Source organism: Aeromonas bestiarum (genome assembly GCF_028751155.1).
Classification (GTDB): Bacteria; Pseudomonadota; Gammaproteobacteria; order Enterobacterales; family Aeromonadaceae; genus Aeromonas; species Aeromonas bestiarum.
Window position 1 is genome coordinate 2,930,337 of the sequence record NZ_CP064746.1, and the last position, 19,561, is coordinate 2,949,897.

Here is a 19,561-nt window from a genome sequence, read left to right on the forward strand (position 1 = left end):
GCGTTACTCAGAGATGATCACCTCGTGAATATCCTGCCCGACCGCCCGTAGCTCAGGCCGGTACATATCCTCCACCTGGGTCGGCGGCACCTGATAACGGCCCGGGGTCACGGCCCGCATCAGGTAGACCAGCTGCTGATTGCCCCCCTCGCTCAGATCCAGCGCCGCCGTGTAGCGGTCGTCACGAAACTCCTGATGCTTGAGGTAGTCATTCCACTCGCTCTGCCACGCAGGTTTGCCCTCTATGCTGAGCTCCTCGAGCTTGATGCTGGTGCCAAGGGCCGGGTTTTCCAGCTCGAAGCCCGCCGGCAGCATCTCCACCAGCAGGGCGTCGGGCACCGTCTGCTCGCTGCTCACATTGAGCCGCACCACCACCAGATCGCCGACCCGCACCTTGGCCGGATCGAGCGGCTTACCATCGGCATTGAACCAGCTGCGGGTCACGCTCATGCCCTGGCTGATGCGCGCGGGCGCCTGCTCCGGGTAACCGATCAGGGTGCGCTGCACATACAGGGAGCCCTTGCCCTCGTTGGTGACGGCGCTCGCCGCCAGTGCCTCGGGTGCGCCGATCTGCAGGCTGTTTTGACCGGCAACGGGATGATCGCCATTGATTGACACTAGCCTTGCCTGCCAGTCGGCAGCGGGATCAACTTGCGCCAGTCGCAGCAAGGCAAGGCGCTCCTGGGTGCTGAGCCACTGACGGTGAGCCAGGGTATCGGCCACCCTGGCGCTCAGCGCAGGCCAGCGATCCTCGGCCAGCTTGTGCTGGCGCAGCAGCGAAAGTGCAAGAGCTTGGTCGCGCAACGGTGAACCGTAATCCCCCAGATAATCCTCACCGCGCTCGGTCGCCAATGCCCGAGCCAGGGCCTTGGCGGCATTCTGCTTATCCCCCATGGCCGAAAGCGCCAGCGAGAGGTGCAAGAGCGGCAGGCCTGAGCGGGCGTGATCCGCCTGCTGCTCCCAGATGAGGCGCAGGGTGGCGAGTGGCGCCTTGCCCACCCGCGCCAGCACATAGGCGCTGTAGGCCTGATAGGCCAACCGGCTGTGCTCTGGGGCACTGCTCCAGCGATCGCCGTACTGGCTGTCGGTGAGGTAGCTCTGCAGGCGATTGAGGGCCTGACTCAACATGGCCTCGGGCACGGCGTCCCCGGCCTCCTTGCGGGTCAGCAGGTAGTCGGCCGCATAGGCGGTGAGCCACTGCTCCTCGTCGGATCGACCGTCCCACAGGCCAAAGCCGCCGCTCGGCAGTTGCAACCGTTGCAGCCGCTGCAGCAGGGTGCGCTGCAGATCCGCCTCGCTCACCGGCTTGCTCCCCTGCACAGGTTTGGACCAGACCGCACGCTCATCCGCCGTGGTCAGCAAGTAAGGCCAGGCGCGGGACAGGGTCTGCTCCAGACAGGCGTAGGGATAATCGGCCAGCGCCTGCCACTGGGCCGCCGGATCCCAGGGTGGCGTACCTGAGAGGCTGAGCAGCCCCTGCAGATTGGCGGGATCCAGCCCGGCCAGCTCGCTCTGGGCAAAGCTCATCTGCTGGCCAGGGGTCAGCATCTGGTAGCGCTGGCGCGTCTGGGCAGGCCAGGGGGAGCGCAGCGGCAGCGACCAGTCGCGGCTTATCGCAAAGCCCTTGCCGCTCGCCGCCAATTGCAGGCGGGCCACCCCGCTCGCCCCGGTCACTGTGAGCGGCAGGGTCAGCCACTGTTCCTCGCCGTTTTTAAGCGTCAGCGTCTCGGGCAGTTCGCCGCCCGCCTGCAAGCCGCCGGTCAGGGTCCAGACCAGCGACAGGCTCTGATCCTCGCCGCTCATGTTGCGCAGCTGCATCAGGGCGCGGGTCTGATCCCCCCTGGCCCCAAAGCGCGGCCAGCCGATCTCGGCCACCAGCGGTGCCACCACCTTGACGGCGCGCTCGGCCTCCCCCACCTGCTGCGCGTTCCAGGCCAGCGCCATCAGCGCCAGCTCGCCGTTGAAGTTGGGCAGATCGAGCGGGATCACCGCCTTGCCACTCTCATCAAAACTCACCTCACCGCTCCAGAGCGCGGCGATCTCGACCCGGCTCTCCAGCGCACCGCCCTTCTTCAGCGCCGGGGCATCGCCGCCGTAGTTGAGGCGGGCCAGCTTGCCATCCTGCGGCGGTATCACCTGACCGTAGTTGTCGAACAAGTCTTGCGCGAAGCGCTTGCGGCCAAAGAAGACCTCGAACGGGGAGAGGGGCTGGTAATCGCTGATATTGAGCACGCCCCGATCCACCGCCGCCAATACCACTCGCCCCTGACTGTTGGGGGTGGAGGTGGCGGTTACCTCGAAACGGGTGAGCGGCACCGCCTTGTCCGGCGCACTCAGGCTGAGCGGCAGGCGGCGGGCTTCTCTGTCCAGGGTGAGCGGCACCAGGCCGACCGAACGCAGACTCTGCACGCTCTTTTGGCTCACCGGCTTTGATTCGCTGTCGGGAGCGGCGATCTGGGCTGAGATATGCAGATCGTGACGCTGCCACTCAGGGCTGACGGGGATCTCGAACTCGCCACGCGCCTCCGCCGATCCGCCGCCTTCGGCGCGCAGCTCGATACGCTGCCACCAGCGCAGGCCGTCACCATCTTCCACCAGCAGCAGCCCCTTGCCGGCACGGGGGGCAACCAGGGTCACCTTCGCCTTGTCGCCGGCCTGATAGGCACGCTTGTCGAGGCTGATGGCAATCTTGTCAGGCCGCGCCTGCTCACCGCCACCGCCCCAGGCGTAACTGCCGATCTCGACCCTCAGGCTGGATTGATGGCCCTGACTGTTCTCTACCTCCAATCGATACCAGCCCGCCGCCAGTTGCAAACTGAGGGCGGTCGGCCCCTTGCCATCGAGTTGCAAGGTCTGCTCCTGCTCCAGATAGGGCTGGCTGTTGAACTCGTACTTCCACCCCTCGCCATCGGCGTAGTGCCAGTAGTAGTCGCGGTATTCGTTGACCAGTCGCACCTTCACCTCGCCCGCCACCGGCTGGCCCTTGTCATCCAGGTTGAGGATCTGGAAGGGCAGCGGCTTGCCCCCTTCCACCCTGTCCGCCACGAAATCGGCCCTGAGTGCCGGCCACTGGCTGCCCGCCGGCCAGCCGTACTGGGTGCGACTGCGATTGACGGCGCGACCACCGGGCTCGGAGAGCGACACCCGATAGGCCACCTCCAGCGGTCCTAGGGCACTCACGCCATCCAGCTCATCTGCCAGCGAGAAGGTCCCCTGCCCCTGTTCATTGAGGGGGAGGCTGAGGGGTTCCAGCTCCTTGGTTTGCTCGGCGAGCAGCACGTCCCCCAGGGTGAATTCCTGCCACTGGGTGAAAGGCATGGCCGCGCGGCTTATTTTCACGTCGGCCTTCGCCTTGGTGTTGCTGGCGGGGGCGCCGTAGAGATAATCCCCCTGCAACGGCAGGATGAGCGCCTCTTGCGGGGTCAGCAATTCGCCATCCGGCCCCTTGCCGAGTTGCAGCTTGAGCCGCTCCGGCAGGAACTCCTCCACCAGGAAGGGCCACTCGAAGCGGCTGCCGGCGGCGGTTTTCAGGTTGATGGTCCAGCGCCCGAGCGGCGCGTCATCCGGCAGACGCAGACCGTAGTGGGCAGCCCCCAGGCTGTCCGGCAGCAGCCGTTTCTGTTCGAGCAGCTGGCCGTCCGGCTGTTTCACCTCCAGCTCCACCGCCATTCCCGGCAGCAGCTGTCCATCCTGCCCCTTGAGCAAGATCTCGCTGTCCAGCCGCTCGCCGGGACGGTAGAGATCCCGCCCGCTGAACAGATAAAGCTGCTGGGCCTGCCAGGGCTGGGTGCCGAGATCGAAGGCGGCGAGATCCAGCGCGGCGCCATCGAGGCGCAGCACAGCCAGATGGCTGCCCTGTTCGGCCAGTAGCAGGCGGGCGCCCTGCACCTGGTCGAAGCGGCGATGGCCCTGATTGTCACTGGTCTGCACCTGCAGCCGGTTGCCCTTCTCGTCGAGCAGGGAGAGCTGTACCTCCTTGAGGGGATCCGCACTCGCCAGCGAGCTGACAAACACCTCCAGCTGATCTCGGTAACGGCGGGCACTGAGCCCCATGTCGCTCACCGCGAAATAGGTGGTCTCCTTGCGCCAGTCGTAGTTGCCAAGGGGGGACATGACGGCGAAGTAGACACCGGCCTCGGCCAGCTGCGGCTCCTTGACGTTGATGAGGCGGGTCTCGCGGCGGTTGGCATCCAGTGCCAGCGCGTAGCGGCCGCTGAATACCCGCTTGGCGCGGCTGGTGATCTGATCCAGCTCCCAGTTGCCCATGCCGGCGCCGGGTCTGTACTCGGCCAAGAAGCGCGGCAGATAGCCGGCATCGACCCGGAAGAAGTCGATATTGACCTCATCCACGTTGACCGCGCTGATGGGCAGGCGCAGCTCCTGGCGCAGCGGCAACACCATGCCGCTGGCGGTAAACGAGGCCCCCGCCTCCAGCGGCCGGGTCTTGAGGGTCCAGCGCTGGGGCTCAGGACCCAGGCCCGATTTGAGGGTCACCTCGTAGCTTTGGTCGGGTGCGACCTGCGGGAAGTAGAGGGTGCGGCCATCCTCGGCCAGGATCCACTCCCCCTGCACCTGCTTGCCCCCCTGGCTCACCGCCAGCCAGCTCTGCCAGTTCGCCCTCGGCGCCAGCGGGCCGGAGAAGACCAGCGCCAGCGCCGGTGCGTCTCTATATTGGCGGGCATTGGCCTGCACCACTGAGCCAGGTGCTCCTGCCTCCTGCTGCGCGCCGGTTTGCGCAGTCGGCGCACTGGCTGTGGCATGAGTGGCGGGCTTGTCAGGGCCGCAGCCGGCCAGGAGCAGACCGGCCAGCCCGCTCAACAACAAGGCAGACCAGCGACGCCGGCGCGGCGCAAGCCGCAGGGGAGCAAGGTGGTGGGCAGCAGGGCGAGGGTCAAAGGGGCGCATAGGTTCCATCCCGGATTGGATCGCTGCCACAGCAGCGCGATAGGCAACAGGATAAGACATCCGACTCGCTTGACACAAAACTCATTTCCTGGAGGCCAAGCGCCTCACTGTTCAGCAGTGATTCCAGACGGCCATAGCGTTGTCGTTCGAATAACAAGCCGGCAGACATGTCATTGGGCACCGCTTACGAAACCCATGCTTGGTGTGACGCTACCCACATCCTTTCTATCAACCCCGGCTAAACTGAATGTCACTGTCATCTTTACTGAAGTTAACGATGGTTCAGGCTCAGACAACAACTGTTTTTAGAGCATGTCGAAATGGAAATTACAAAGAGAATCCATCTTTAAGAAGCTTGATAAACATCTAATTTATTCAATGCATTGCGACAAACATCATCCGAAATGATGTGCAACCATGAATATAGCGACATGAAAGATCAAATTATATTTATGTGATTGCCGGCTTGGACGTTAGCCACGACCGAATAGTATGCCCCCTTTGTTAATCATGAGGTTTCGTCAAAATGGAAAATAATGACCAGTCTCTTTTTGAAAAACGACTAGTTGCCAGATTCCTGGATATGTTCATCAAGTTTGGTCTGATCATGGGGTTGGGCTCTTTCTGCTTTACCGTATTTTCACCCTTCATGAACATGATGCTGTGGGCCCTGATCCTGGCCGTGACCCTCTATCCGCTGCACCAGCGCTTTGCCGCACGGCTGGGGGGAAAGCAAGGGCGGGCATCGACCCTGCTGGTGCTGCTTGGCGTGCTGCTGATCGTGGCCCCCACCGTCGCCATGCTCAGCTCTCTGGGCGACAGCGTCAGCGCCCTGGTCGACAAGATGGACAACAATACTCTGGTGATCCCGGCACCTTCTGCTGACATCGCCAGCATTCCGCTGGTGGGCGCCAAGCTGCATGGCATCTGGTCAAAAGCTTCGCAGGATCTGCCCAGCCTGGTGAGCAGCTACCGGCCGCAGTTGGGGGATCTGGCCAAGCAAGTCGTCGGCATGCTGGCCAGCATGGGGGGCGGCTTGCTTGGCTTCGTTGTCTCCTTCATCGTCGCCGGCATCATGATGGCCTGGGGCACGGCAGGTGCCGTCAGTGCCGACCGCATCGCCATGCGCATCACGGATGAGCACAAGGGCCTCGCCCTGACCAAGCTGTGTACCAGCACCATACGGGCCGTCGCTCAAGGGGTCATCGGGGTCGCCTTCATTCAAGCCCTGCTGGCAGGCATCGTCATGTCCTTGGCAGGGATCCCGGCGGTCGGCATCTTCTTCATCCTGGCCCTTATCCTTGGCATAGCCCAGGTCCCCGTTATTCTGGTGACAGGCCCCGCCATCGCTTACATGTGGGCGACGGGCGATCACGGCACAGTAGTGAACATCATTTACTCTGTGCTGCTAATCGTGGCGGGCATGGCAGACAACGTGCTCAAGCCGCTGCTGCTGGGTCGTGGTGTCGATGCCCCCATGCCGGTGGTGCTGCTCGGTGCCCTGGGCGGCATGGCCAGCAGCGGTATCCTCGGCATGTTCATCGGGGCCACCCTGCTCTCCATCGGCTATCGCATCTTCATGGCCTGGGTTAACGAAGGTCTGGCCAGCACGGGCCAATAACCCTATGGCTCCCGACCTGCCTCTCATGCGCCCCCTGCTTGCCGGGGGCGCATGCCTGTTGCTCGGCGCCTGTACCCTGCTCGGCCCCGACTATCAGACGCCCCGAGTCGAGGAGATAGCCAGCTGGCAGAACGCCAGCCAGCACGAGATGCCAGCAGCGGCTCGCTCTCTCGACTATCACCAGTGGTGGCAGCGGCTGAATGACCCCGTGCTGACTGCGCTGGTCGAGGAGGCTCTGGTCAAAAACCCGGACGTACGGATCGCGGGCCTGCGCATCCTCGAGGCCCAGGCCCAGCTCGGCATAGCCGAGAGCCTGCTCGGCCCGCAAGCCACTGTGGGCACGGGGGAATGGCTGCAGGCCGGCCAGACCCAGAGCGGCCACAGCAGCGCGGGCAGTCGCTATGGCGCTGGCTTCAACCTCGGCTGGGAACTCGACTTCTGGGGCAGGTTCCAGCGTGGTGTCGAGTCGGCGGATGCCAACTACTTTGCCACCCTGGCGCAGTATGACGATGTGCAGGTGTTGATGATTGCCCAGGTGGCCCAGCTCTATGTGAGCATACGCACAGTCGAGGCCCGCCTGCAGATAGCCAATGAGAACGCCCGCATCCAGCAGCGCAGCCTGGAGATCACCGAGCGGCTGTTCAAAAGCGGCAACAGCGCCGAACTGGATGTGCAGCAGGCCAAGACCCAGTACCTCGGCACCCTCTCCGGCATCCCGCAGCTCGAAACCAACCTGCGCCAGAGTCAGAATGCCCTCAGTACCCTGCTTGCCAGGGCTCCGGGGCCACTGCCGGAGATGAGCCGCCATACCGGGAAGATCCCGCAAGGTGCGCTCGCACTGGTCGCCGAGATGCCGGCAGACTTGCTGCGCCGTCGCCCCGACGTGCGCGTCGCGGAGCGGCAACTGGCCGCCCAGTCGGCGCTGATCGGGGTCGCAGAGGCCGAACTCTACCCCACCATCACCCTGCTCGGCACCCTGGGGATCAGCGCGACCAGCGGCAGCAGCGAGACCTTCTCCTGGGCCGTCGGGCCGTCACTGAGCTGGAACCTGCTCGATCAGGGGCGGCTCGGCAACCAGATCCTGGTGCAGGATGCTCGCTTCCAGCAGTTGCACGAACGCTATCGCGATACCGTGTTCAAGGCGGCTCGCGAGGTGGACGATGCGGCCGTGGCCTATGCCAACGACCAGGATGAGCTCGCCCTGCTGATCCAGACAGGGGCGGCGGCCCGTCGCTCTCTGGACATCGCCAACACCCAGTACCGCGAGGGGATGGCCGACTTCCAGCGGGTACTCGACTCCCAGCGCGCCCTGTTCAACCAGCAGGAGCGCCTGGTCAACAGTCGCGGTGCCCAGATGCGCGACCTCATCACGCTCTACAAGGCTCTCGGCGGTGGCTGGGAACCGGGACGAACGCGCGCCCTGGTGACCCCAGAGGTCGATGCCCGGCTCAGAGCCCGCGCCGACTGGGCTCCCCTGCTCGATGCCACCCGGCCCCCACCCACGACCATCAAGGTAATCACCCATGACTGACAGATCTGCCTCGCCCGGTCAGGCCAGCCGCCGCGCCACCCAAGGGCTGCTGGGGTTAATCGTCCTGCTGCTTGGCTGGTATCTGCTGGCCGACCGGCTGACGCCTTACAGCTCCCAGGCTCGCGTGCAGGCCTTCGTGATCCCCGTCGCCGCCGAGGTGTCCGGCCAGATTAAGCGGGTCTATGTCCACGACAATCAGGACGTGGACGCAGGCTCCCCCCTGTTCGAGATAGACCCCGAACCCTATGACATTGCCCTGGCCAAGGCCAACTCCGACTACCAGACGGTCTTGAGCGGCGTCAAGGCGAACACCGAAGGGGTCAAGGCGGCCGAGGCCTCCCTGATGGCCATGCGCGCCGCCTATGACAACGCGGCCAAGGATGCGGAGCGCCAGGAGCGGCTCTATCGCGAGGATCCGGGCGCCATCTCGGTACGTCGCCTCGAGGTGGCCCAGGCCACCCGCGAGACGGCCAGGAGCCAGGTGGCGGCAGCGGAAGCCGACGTCCGTCGCGCCATCGAGGCCGCCGGGGCGAGCGGTGATGACAACTCCCAGCTGCTCAGCGCCCGCTCGGCGGTCCATAAGGCGCAACTGGATCGCCAGAACACCCGAGTAGTGGCACCGGGTCGCGGCCTCATCACGGATCTCAGTACGGATGCCGGCCAGTTCATCGGGGCCGGCGCACCGGCCATGACACTGATCGCCATCCATGACGTCTGGGTGTCGGCGGATCTGACGGAGAACAACCTGGGCAACGTCCGGCCAGGGGACAAGGTCACCATCTTGCTCGACAGCTTGCCCGGACAGCTGTTCAAGGGAGAGATCCGCAGCGTCGGCTACGGGGTAGGCGATGGCAAGAGCCAGCCCGCCGGTGCCCTGCCCACGGTGGACAACAACCGCGACTGGCTGCGTCAGGCGCAGCGTTTCCCGGTCAAAATCGCCTTCCAGAGTGATGACTTTCCGCCGGTCGAGGCGCTGCGGGTCGGCGGCCAGGCCGATGTGCTGGTCTACACCGGCGAGAGCGGGGTGATGCACTTCCTGGGGGCGCTCTATATCCGGCTGATGAGCCTCTTCTCCTTCCTCTATTGAGGCGCCATATGCATAACGCCGACAGGGCTGTACTGCGCATTGGCACGGGCATCGGGCTCGCGGCGGGGATCTGTTACGGATTGGCCCTGCCCATGCCCCACCTCGGCGTCATCATGGCCTGGGTGGTGCTGTGCCGCCCCGGGGAGGCGCTCGGCCTGAAGAAGGGGCTGGCAGGGGGGCTCCTGCTGCTGGGGATCATGGCCGCCGGAGTGCTGCTGGTCCCTCTGCTGACCCACTATGCCCTGGCGGCCGTGCTGCTCATCGGCCTGCTGCTCTACCTGCTGATGCAGCAGTCGATGGCCGGCAAGGGGGCCGCCGCCATGCTGCTCATCATGGCCATTACGGTGATCCCGGTGGCCGGGCTCATCGAGCAGTCCCTTGCCATCGCCATCGCCCAGATGATGGGGCTGGGGATCCTGATAGGTACCCTGGTCAACCGCATGGCTCACGCACTCTTCCCTCCCCTGCCGGTGGCGGGAGCGGCGTCAAGGCCGGTGCCATTGCCCCCCGAACATCCCAAACGGCTGGCGCTGCGCGCCGTCGCCATAGTGCTGCCGGTGTGGCTGCTGGCCCTCGGCAACCCGGCATTCTACATTCCGGCGGTGATGAAGACGGTGGCGCTGGCCCAGCAGAGTACCTCCCTCAACGCCAGACAGGCGGGTCGGGAGCTGGTGCTGTCGACGCTGATGGGCGCCCTGCTGGCGTTTGTGCTCTGGCTGGGACTCAGCCTCTGGCCCTCCCTGTTGATGCTGGTACTCATGCTGGGCCTGATGACGCTCTGGCTGGCGCGACGACTGACGCAGCTGGTACGGGGTCGCTTCCCGCCCTCCTTCTGGAGCAACGCCTGGATCACGGCGCTGATCCTGTTTGGCCCGGCGATCGAGGACAGTGCCACCGGCAAGGATGTCTGGCTGGCGGCCGCGATGCGCTGCGGCCTCTATCTGTTGGTGGCCGGTTACGGCTGGCTGTGTATCTGGCTGCTCGAACAGTGCTGGCCCGTCGGCCGACCACTGGCAGAAGCATCGATAGGAGACTGATATGTTTTCCATTTTTCTGGTCGGCATCCCGGTGATCCTGGCCAACATGCTGTTGCAATCCCTGATGTCCGTCTGGTGCATCCGCTTCTACGTCAAGCGATTCAGTGAGCGGGAAGGCATGCTCGCCGGGGTGTTGGCGCTGTTTGGCATCATCACCCTGGTGATGCTGGGCAACCTGGCGCAGATCGGTATCTGGGGCGCCCTGTTCCTGTGGTTGGGCGAGTTCAACACGCTGCAGGAAGCCGTCTACCACTCGGGCGTCAACTTCGCCACCCTGGGCTATGGCGACATCGTCATGAGCGCACAGTGGAAGCTGCTCGGGCCGCTCGAGGCGGTCAACGGCGCCCTGATGATAGGCCTCTCCGGCGCCTGCATGCTGGCGATCCTACAACACCATGTTCGCAAGCAACTGGGCAACACGCCGCACTAGCCATTCATCAGGCAAGTAACGAAAACAAAAAGGCCACTCCCCCGAGTGGCCTTTTGGCTGATGTTGACCCGGATCCCCCTCGGGGTCAGCGCTATTCGATGGTGGCCATCTGCCAGGTTTTGAAGCCACCGGAGAGGTTCTTCACCTTGAAGCCGTGCTGGCTGAGCAGGCGACAGGCCACGTGACCGCGCAAGCCCACCTGACAGCTGATAAGCAGCTCTTTATCCCTGGGCAGTTCATCCAGCCGGCCGCGCAGCTCATCGAGGGGGATGTGCAGGGCACCCGGGATACGACCCAGCTTGTCGAGCTCGGGGCCATTGCGCACATCCAGCACCTGTTGATGGGGATGACGGGCCTGCACCTCGGCGGCGTGGCAGAGCAGGGTATCCCCCTTCAAGTGGTTGCTCGCCACGAAGCCCGCCATGTTGATCACGTCCTTGGCCGAGCCGAACGGCGGCGCATAGGTGAGCTCCAGATCCTGCAGATCAAACACGCTGAGCCCGGCACGTTGGGCCACCGCCAGCACGTCGATGCGCTTGTCGACCCCATTCTTGCCGATGGCCTGGGCGCCGTAGATCTTGCCATCGGGGGCAAACAACAGCTTGAGGCTGACCGGGTGGGCGCCCGGGTAGTAACCGGCGTGACTGCCCGGATGCACATAGGCCTTCTCGAACGGCAACCCCAGTTGCAGCAACCGTTTCTCGTTGAGACCCGTGCTGGCCACCGCCAGATCGAACAGCTTGCAGATGGCGGTGCCCTGGGTCTTCTTGTAGGTTTCAGCTCGGCCCAGCATGTTGTCGGCGGCGATGCGTCCCTGCCGGTTGGCGGGGCCCGCCAGCGGGATCAGCACGGACTCGCCGGTCACAAAATCTGTCTCTTCCACCGCATCCCCCACCGCATAGATGAAGGGATCCGAGGTGCGCATGCCGGCATCCACCTTGATGCCGCCGCGCGGCCCCAGCTCGAGCCCCGCCTTGGCGGCGAGCAGGGTTTCTGGCTTGACGCCGATGGCCAGGATCAGCAGGCCGGTATCGAGCCGTGTGCCGTCGCTCAGGGTCAGCCGCAAGCCGGTGCTGGCCGTTTGCGCCGGCTGCCCGTCCAGGCGCTCGATGGCCGAGAGGCCGGTGTGCAGTCGCAGGTCGATCCCCTCTTCTCGGATGCGGGCATGGAGCATGTTGGCCATCTCTTTATCGACCGGTGCCATCACCTGATCGGAGAGCTCCAGCAGGGTGACATCCAGCTTGCGCTGGTGCAGTGCCTCCATCATCTCCAGCCCGATGAAGCCGCCCCCCACCACTGTGACGTGGCGCGGATCATCGCGCTGCAGCGCCGCCAGTATGCGGTCCATGTCCGGAATGTTGCGCAGGGTATGCACGCCTTGGCTGTCGATGCCGGGGAAAGGCGGGCGAATGGGGGCCGCCCCCGGGCTCAGCAGCAGCTGATCATAAGATTCGCGCCGCTCTTCGCCGGTGAGCAGGTTGCGCACCAGGAGGGTCTTGCCGGCCCTGTCGATGTCGATCACATCGTGAAAGACCCGCACATCCACGTTGAAACGGCGCTTGAAGCTCTGCGGCGTCTGCAGCAGCAGGGCCGAGCGGTCCTGAATGTCGCCACCGATATGATAAGGCAGACCACAGTTGGCGAAGCTGACAAACTCGCCCCGCTCGAACATCACTATCTCGGCCGTTTCGCTCAGACGGCGGGCTCTGGCCGCCGCCGAGGCACCGCCCGCCACACCGCCTACAATCAGGATCCGTTTCATCAGCAAGACTCCGGTTAACTACAGATTGCCACTACATTAGTAATATCTAATTTAGATTTCAATGAAATTTTGTTTGCGTCGATTTTGCAGTATTCTTGCCACCCGACAGTTGTTCAACAGGATGTTACCAGTTCATGTCGTCTACCGCGCTCAGTCACCTTCCCCCTGCCAGCCAGACACCCCTGTTCTTTCGTCTGGATGTGCGCAGCCAACGGCTGGTCGCCCTGACCGATGTGATGCAAACCCCGCTCTACTGGCTGGATGAACCGAGAAGCGCCTGGCCCGCCCAGTTGCCCGATGCCCTGCGCCTGCCCATAGAACAAGCCCTTGCCAGCGGCCAGGGAGGCAAGCTGGTGCTGCGCTTCGCCGGCCAACAGTGGCACATAGCCCTCTCCCACGAGCAGGATGCCTTCTGGCTCATCTGCCTGCAGACCCTGCGCCAGGAGCCCATCGCCGATCTGGCGTTGCAGCTGCCACGGCTGAGCCAGATGGCCAGCCAGCAGCAGTTTGCCGCCATGCTGGAGGCCCTCAAGGAGAGCCTGGGGGCCGATCGCCTCATTCTTTGGCACTATCAGGCCAACGGCTCGCTCGGCAGTGAGCAGTTGACCCCTGTCTTTGCCCTCGGCGCCGAGGGGCTTGCAGCCATCCGGGGTGACAGCCGCTACATACGCGCCCTGCGCACCCGCAAGTCCTTGAGCTTTTCCGAAGCCGCGCACCAGCCCATGCTGAGCCAGCACTACTACCTGGCCAGCGCGGGGATAAGCTCGCGCCTCGACGGGGCCCTGCTGGAGCAGGAAAAACTCATAGGCGTGCTGAGCCTCGAATACCTCAACGCCACCCCGCTCAGCGAGGAGATGCTGCAGCTGGTGCGCCACAGCGCCCAACTGCTCGGCCACTGGCAGCCGGAACCCGAGCCCCTGCTCAGTCCCGGGCTGACCCTGCCGGCCGAGCTGACCCTGCTGACCGGCATCGCCTATTGCCGCGCCCTGGTGCACTGGGCCATGACCGCCTGTGGCGCCCGCATCGGCTGGATCGGTGAGTACCAGCCGCGCGGCCAGGATCTCTGGATCATTCCGCGCTGCGTGCTGGAGGGGGAGACCTTCTCCGTCCTCAAGCCCATACAAATGGATCCGGGCCCCGGCCAGGAGCTGTTCCAGCACGGTCAGGCTGTCTATGTGGAAGACCTGCCCCTGCGCTACCCCCAGGCGGCCCAGCTGCTGGCCCTCAACGCCAGGGCCTATGTCGGCATACCGCTGCACGGGCCGAGCGGCGCCCCCATGGGCCAGCTCACCCTGCTGCTCGACGAGCCGCTGGCCGACCCCATGCCGCTGCTCGATGCCCTCAGCAGCCAGCACGAGCGCGCGGCCATCGAGCTGCAGCGGCTTGCCGCCGACGATGCCCTGCGCCTGGCGGAGGTCGCCTTCAATACCCACGACGGCCTGCTGGTGATGGATCACCAGGGGATCATCCTCAAGGTCAACCGCTCCTTTGGCCGCATCACCGGCTTTGGCGATGATGAGATGATCGGCCAGCATATCGTCAAGCTGCGGCCCACCTATTACGGCGATCACCTGAAAGAGGATGTCAGACGGGCGGTCGATGAGCAGGAGTTCTGGATGGGCGAGGAGCGCTGCCTGCACCAGGATGGTCACCTGTTCCCGGTACGGCTGATGGTGAGCGGCGTCAAGGACGAGCATGGCGAGCTCAGCCATTATGTCTGCAGTTTCTACGACATCACCCGGGAGAAGGACGCCGCCCGCCACATAGAGCAGCTCGCCTATTACGACGATCTGTGCAGCCTCTACAACAGGCGCAGCCTCAACGACATCATGCAGCGCACCCTGCAGGCGCCCAGTGGCCAGTGGGGCGCCCTGTTGCTGGTGGATCTGGACAACTTCAAGTCGATCAACGACTCCCTCGGCCACGCCTACGGCGATCTGCTGCTGCAAGCCGTGGTGGAGCGGCTCAAGGGGCTGCCCCAGGACAACCTGGTGCTGGCCCGCATCTCGGGGGACGAGTTCGCCCTGCTGTTTACCGCCCTGGGTCAGGGCTATGTCACCGCCAAGATCCTGGCCGAGCACTTCGCCCGCGAGCTGATGGGGCTGTTTCGCACCCCGTTCGACATCGAGGATCACAAGCTGCACTGCAGCGCCTCTGTGGGCATCAGCCTCTTCTCCAACGAGGATCAGGATCACCTGGTGCTGATGCAGCAGGCCGATACCGCCACGCACATGGCCAAGCGCTCCGGCCAGGGCAACTATGTGTTCTTCAGCGAGGCCATGGCGGAGAAGGAGAAGAACAAGCTGGCCCTCAACAACCAGCTGCGCGATGCCCTGCGCAATCACGAGCTGCAGCTTTACTACCAGCCGCAATACAGGGTCGACAATGGCAGCTTGTCAGGGATAGAGGCGCTGCTGCGCTGGCAGCGCAGCGACGGTACCATGGTGCCGCCGGGAGACTTCATCCCCATCGCCGAGGAGACCAGCCTCATCCAGGACATAGGCTACTGGGTGATGAAGACCGCCTGCGCCCAGTACAGCTTCTGGCTCAACCGCGGCTTTGCCATTCCCCACCTGTCGGTCAACGTCAGCGCCCGCCAGTTCCACACAGCGGGGTTCGTGCAGCAGGTGGAGTACATATTGCGCGACACAGGCGTGCCCCCCTCCCGCCTGCTGCTGGAGGTGACCGAATCCGTGGTGCTGGAGAACCGGCTGGAGAGCATAGCCCGCATGCGCCAGCTCAAGGATCTCGGCATCCTGCTCTCCATCGACGACTTCGGCACCGGCTACTCGTCGCTCGCCTACCTGCGCGACTTGCCGGCGGACGAAGTGAAGCTCGACAGAAGTTTCATTCAGACCCTGGTGCACAGCGAACAGGACAAGGCCATCGTCAAGGCTATCCTGGACTTGGCCAAGGTTTTCCGCTTTACCGTCACCGCCGAAGGGGTGGAAGATGAGGAGCAGCTCGCCATCCTCAAAGCGCTGGGATGCCAGCATTATCAAGGCTTCCTGACCAGTCGGCCACTCACTGTCAGGGCCCTGGAGAGCCTGCTGGGTTCACCCCAGCCGGGCTAAACATGTAGGATTTATAGGGCTTTATGTAATAAAATAACGACCTGCTCGAATCGTTGGAGTTGTCTATGTCTGTCATTAATCGGATCCCTGCTGTCGAAACCAGCGGTGTGGTCGCTGAAACCAGCGCGTCCGGGATCATTGGCCGGATCCATTCCGTTGAAACCTGCGGCACCGTCGATGGCCCCGGGATACGGTTTATCGTGTTCATGCAAGGCTGCCTGATGCGCTGCAAGTACTGCCACAACCGGGACACCTGGGACACCCAGGGTGGCCGCGAAGTGACTGTGCCGGAGTTGATGAGCGACATCACCAGCTATCGCCACTTCATGAATGCCTCCGGCGGTGGCGTGACCGCCTCGGGTGGCGAAGCCATGTTGCAACAAAACTTCATCGCCGAACTGTTCGCCGCCTGCAAAGAGAAAGGCATACACACCTGTCTCGATACCAACGGCTTCGTGCGTCACTACGACGAACAGCTCGACAAGGTGCTCGACAACACGGATCTGGTGCTGCTCGACATCAAGCAGATCAATGACGAGAAGCACATACCGCTCACCCACGTCAGCAACAAGTACACCCTGGAGTTCGCCCGCTACCTGGCCGCCAGGGGCAAGACCATGTGGATCCGCTACGTGGTGGTGCCGACCTGGTCAGACGATGACGAGAGCGCCGAAGGGCTGGGTCAGTTCATCGCCGAGCTGGGTGATTGCGTCGAGAAGGTGGAGCTGCTGCCCTACCACGAACTGGGCAAGCACAAGTGGGACGTACTGGGTGAGAACTATGATCTGACCGGGATCAAGCCCCCCAGCAAGGAGACCATGGACCGCGTCCAGGGCATCCTCAGCAAGTATCACAAGCTCGTCAAATACTGATTGTTACAGCAGGGCTGGCAGGGAAGACGCCAGCCCTTGTTATTGTTATCCGTCACCCCTGCTCGCTCAGTACGCCATCACATGACAAGGACATGCCATGAGTGAAGGACAAGCCGCAGCCCTCCTGCTCTGGCTATTGCTGCTTATATTCAGCCTGCGCGGCGCCCTGCTGCGAACCCTGCTTGCCCAGCCACTCTATCAGCACCTCTGCCTTGGCGGCGCCATAGCGCTGGTACCACTCTGGGTCTTGCGTGCCGGCCTGCACGAGGGGCTGGAGGTGCATTTTCTCGGTCTCACCAGCCTGACCCTGCTGCTGGGGTGGCGCCTCGCCCTGCTCGCTCCCTGCCTGACACTGCTGGTGCTCGGCTACTTCGATGTCATCGAGCTCGCCGACATCGGCTGGCAGGCGCTGATCGGCATCGCCCTGCCCGTGGCCACCACTTGGCTGCTGTTTCTGGCCAGCTGGGCCTGGATGCCCCGCCACCTGTTCGTCTACCTGTTCGTGGTCGCCTTCGGTGGAGGGGCGCTGAGCATCTCGGTCAAGGTGATCGCCAGCGCCCTGCTGATGGGCATGAGTGGTACCTATCCGTGGCACACCATCAGCGCCGACTACCTCTCCATCTGGCCGCTGCTGCTCTTCCCCGAAGCCCTGCTCAACGGCATGACAATGACACTGCTCGCCATCTATCGCCCCCACTGGGTCAACACCTTCTTCGATCGGGAATACCTGGGGCGCTGAGTGACGATTACCCACAAAAAAGCCCGCGATTGCGGGCTTTTTTGTGGGGATTACACGGTGCGGGGGCGCAGGTGTGCGTGCCAGCGGGCTTCCCACTTCTTGAACAGCCAGACGATGACGAAGGTCAGCAGCATGTAGAGCAGGCCTGCGGTCAAAAACGCCTCGAACGGGCTGTAGTAGCGGGAGTTGATGATCCGCGCCGCACCTGTCAGGTCGACTATGGTGATGATGCCGGCCACCGCCGAGCCCTGCAGCATGAAGATCACCTCGTTGCTGTAGGCAGGCAGCGCACGGCGAAACGAGTTGGGCAATATGATGCGGGTCAGGGTCTGCCAGCGGGTCATGCCAAAGGCGTTGGCCGCTTCAATCTGCCCCTTGGGCATGTTGAGCACGGCGCCACGCACTATCTCGGCGGTGTAGGCGCCGGTATTGAGGGTGAATGCCAGCAAGGCGCAGAACCAGGCCTGGGCGAACAGCTCCCAGGCGGCGCTGTTCTTCAGCCACTCCCACTGGGCGGCGCCGTAGTAGATGATGAACAGTTGCACCAAGAGCGGGGTGCCACGGAAGAAGTAGATATAGGCCCAGATCGGTCCCTTGATCAGCCAGTTGCGGCTGTTGCGCAGTATCCCCATGGGCACCGCCAGGGCCAGACCGAGCACCAGAGAGGCCGCCACCAGCAGCACCGTGGTGTAGAGCCCCTCCCAGTAGGTGGGCCACTCTTTGAGAATGATTGAGAAATCCATGGCTTACCTCGTCTTTATCGCGTAGTGACGCTCGGCCCATTTCAGTGCCGAGGTGGAGACCGCAGTGAAGATCAGGAAGATCAGGGCCACCGCCATGTAGAAGGTGAAGGGCTGCTGGGTCGACCCCGCAGCCAGAGATGCTTTGCGCACCATGTCATCGAGCCCGATGATGGAGACCAGCGCCGTGGTTTTCAGCAGCACCAGCCAGTTGTTGCCAAAACCCGGCAGGGCGTGGCGCATCATCTGGGGGAAGAGGATCCGCACAAACACCTGGGTCGCCCGCATGCCAAAGGCGCGAGCCGCTTCCAGCTCCCCCTTGTCCACCGCCAGAATGGCGCCGCGGAAGGTCTCTGTCATGTAGGCGCCGAAGATGAAGCCTATGGTGGCCACACCAGCCGCGAACGGGCTGATGTCGATGTAGTCAGGCAGCAGGGAGACCCACTCCTGGTTCGGATCGCTCGCCAGCAGGTAGTTGTTGTAACTCTCGTTGACCCAGCTGCAGAGGCTGTTGATCAGCACCTGGCCGCCGAAGAACAGCAGCATCATCAGCACCAGATCGGGAATGCCACGAATGACGGTGGTGTAGGCGGTGGCGATGCCACGTGCCCACTTGTAGGGGGAGAGCTTGGCGAGAGCCCCCAGCATGCCCAGCAGCAACGCCAGCAGCAGCGAGGCCAGCGCCACCTCCAGGGTGATCCAGGCGCCCTCCAGCAGGGAGGCTTCGTATCCTTTCAAATCAAACATATGCGGCTCCATTGCAACGCATTGAGCGGGCCAGCCCGTCCCAATATCCTTTCAAACCAAACACATGCAGCTCCATTGCAACTAAGCGGGCCCATCGCTCCCTTGCGAGAGACAACGGGCCCGATGACTACAGACAAGGGTCAACCTGTCGTGATGATTCGCCGCAATCCCTTCGGCTGCTACTCGGTGTAGCGCGCCTGGGGGTTACTCGCCGTAGACGTCGAAGTCGAAGTACTTGTCGTTGATTGCCTTGTACTTGCCGTTGGCGCGCAGCGCCAGGATGGCGGCGTTGAATTTCTCTTTCAGATCCTTGTCAGCCTTGCGGACCGCTATGCCGGCACCCTCGCCAAACCACTTGGGATCGGTCAGTTTCGGGCCGACGAACTCGTAGGCATCGCCCCCTTCCTTCTTCAGCAGACCGTCGCTGATGGCGGCGGAGTCGGCCATCACATAGTCAACCCGACCGGATTTCAGATCGAGATAGGCTTCATCTGCGGTGCCGTAACGCTTGATGGTGGCGTTCGGGAAGTTGTCCGTGATGTAGGTATCCATGGAAGTGGCGCGTTGCACCGCCACGGTTTTACCGTCCATGAAGGCCTTGTCGAGCTTGACCTCTGTGCCCTTCTTGGCGGCGAAGCGGGCCGGAATATGCTGGTACTTCTGGGTGAAATCCACCTTCTTCTTGCGCTCTTCGGTGATGTCCATGGTGGCTATGATGGCGTCATATTTGCGCGACAGCAGCGCCGGAATGATGCCGTCCCAGTCTTGCTTGACCAGGGTACACTTCACCTTCATCTCTTCGCACAGGGCGTTGGCGATGTCGATATCGAAGCCTTTCACCTCGCCACTGGGCTCGGTCCAGGAGAAGGGAGGGTATGCACCCTCGACCCCGATCCGCACCTCTTTCCACTCCTTGGCCATCAGGCTGCCGGAAGACAGGGCAGTGACTATGGCAGTCGCCAGCATCAGCTTGTTCATGTATCTCTCCTTGATAAAATCGTCGACTGTTGAAGTTG

General features: G+C 63.4%; 13 protein-coding genes. 8 read left to right on the forward strand and 5 right to left on the reverse strand.

The features are described from left to right. Positions 1-3 precede the first annotated feature (3 nt). Positions 4-4,905, reverse strand: coding sequence for an alpha-2-macroglobulin family protein (locus IU367_RS13555; RefSeq protein ID WP_274452162.1), 4,902 nt, complete (start codon positions 4,903-4,905; stop codon positions 4-6). Between the two features lie 583 nt (positions 4,906-5,488). On the opposite strand from IU367_RS13555, the gene IU367_RS13560 reads away from it, so the two are divergent. Genes IU367_RS13560 through IU367_RS13580 form a run of 5 tightly spaced genes read left to right on the forward strand, consistent with a single transcriptional unit; the run spans position 5,489 to position 10,611 of the window. Further along, on the forward strand, positions 5,489-6,526 hold the full coding sequence (locus IU367_RS13560; RefSeq protein ID WP_274452163.1) for an AI-2E family transporter: 1,038 nt from the start codon (positions 5,489-5,491) through the stop codon (positions 6,524-6,526). 25 nt (positions 6,527-6,551) lie between these two features. Further along, positions 6,552-8,057 carry an efflux transporter outer membrane subunit gene (locus IU367_RS13565; RefSeq protein WP_253852742.1) on the forward strand — a complete coding sequence of 502 codons (1,506 nt, stop codon included), beginning with the start codon at positions 6,552-6,554 and terminating at the stop codon, positions 8,055-8,057. Next, complete coding sequence (locus IU367_RS13570; RefSeq protein ID WP_274452164.1) at positions 8,050-9,144, forward strand: HlyD family secretion protein; 1,095 nt, start codon at positions 8,050-8,052, stop codon at positions 9,142-9,144. Before IU367_RS13565 ends, IU367_RS13570 begins: the two co-directional genes overlap by 8 nt. Positions 9,145-9,152: 8 nt before the next feature. Then, positions 9,153-10,181, forward strand: a complete 1,029-nt coding sequence (locus IU367_RS13575) for a hypothetical protein (RefSeq protein WP_274452165.1) — start codon at positions 9,153-9,155, stop codon at positions 10,179-10,181. Position 10,182: 1 nt separating this feature from the next. Next, a complete protein-coding gene (locus IU367_RS13580; protein ID WP_043136862.1) occupies positions 10,183-10,611 on the forward strand; it encodes an ion channel in 429 nt (142 codons plus the stop codon). A 91-nt stretch (positions 10,612-10,702) separates the two neighbouring features. Here IU367_RS13580 and IU367_RS13585 read toward each other — a convergent pair whose 3' ends face one another. After that, complete coding sequence (locus IU367_RS13585; protein ID WP_274452166.1) at positions 10,703-12,373, reverse strand: FAD-dependent oxidoreductase; 1,671 nt, start codon at positions 12,371-12,373, stop codon at positions 10,703-10,705. A gap of 134 nt (positions 12,374-12,507) precedes the next feature. Between IU367_RS13585 and IU367_RS13590 the strand changes: the two genes are divergently transcribed. The 3 genes from IU367_RS13590 to IU367_RS13600 all read left to right on the forward strand — a co-directional run bounded on the left by IU367_RS13590 (position 12,508) and on the right by IU367_RS13600 (position 17,058). Beyond that, positions 12,508-15,447, forward strand: a complete 2,940-nt coding sequence (locus IU367_RS13590) for a sensor domain-containing phosphodiesterase (RefSeq protein ID WP_274452167.1) — start codon at positions 12,508-12,510, stop codon at positions 15,445-15,447. Positions 15,448-15,512: 65 nt separating this feature from the next. Then, positions 15,513-16,319, forward strand: a complete 807-nt coding sequence (gene pflA / locus IU367_RS13595; RefSeq protein WP_080741090.1) for a pyruvate formate lyase 1-activating protein — start codon at positions 15,513-15,515, stop codon at positions 16,317-16,319. A 97-nt stretch (positions 16,320-16,416) separates the two neighbouring features. Beyond that, complete coding sequence (locus IU367_RS13600; protein WP_098984393.1) at positions 16,417-17,058, forward strand: energy-coupling factor ABC transporter permease; 642 nt, start codon at positions 16,417-16,419, stop codon at positions 17,056-17,058. Between the two features lie 50 nt (positions 17,059-17,108). On the opposite strand, the gene IU367_RS13605 is transcribed toward IU367_RS13600, so the two are convergent. The 3 genes from IU367_RS13605 to IU367_RS13615 all read right to left on the reverse strand — a co-directional run bounded on the left by IU367_RS13605 (position 17,109) and on the right by IU367_RS13615 (position 19,523). Further along, positions 17,109-17,801, reverse strand: coding sequence for an ABC transporter permease (locus IU367_RS13605; RefSeq protein WP_042641721.1), 693 nt, complete (start codon positions 17,799-17,801; stop codon positions 17,109-17,111). 3 nt (positions 17,802-17,804) lie between these two features. Further along, positions 17,805-18,545 (reverse strand): ABC transporter permease, encoded by a 741-nt coding sequence (locus IU367_RS13610; protein ID WP_043557106.1) that lies wholly within the window; start codon positions 18,543-18,545, stop codon positions 17,805-17,807. A 204-nt stretch (positions 18,546-18,749) separates the two neighbouring features. After that, positions 18,750-19,523, reverse strand: coding sequence for an ABC transporter substrate-binding protein (locus tag IU367_RS13615; protein WP_043136911.1), 774 nt, complete (start codon positions 19,521-19,523; stop codon positions 18,750-18,752). Positions 19,524-19,561: the final 38 nt, after the last annotated feature.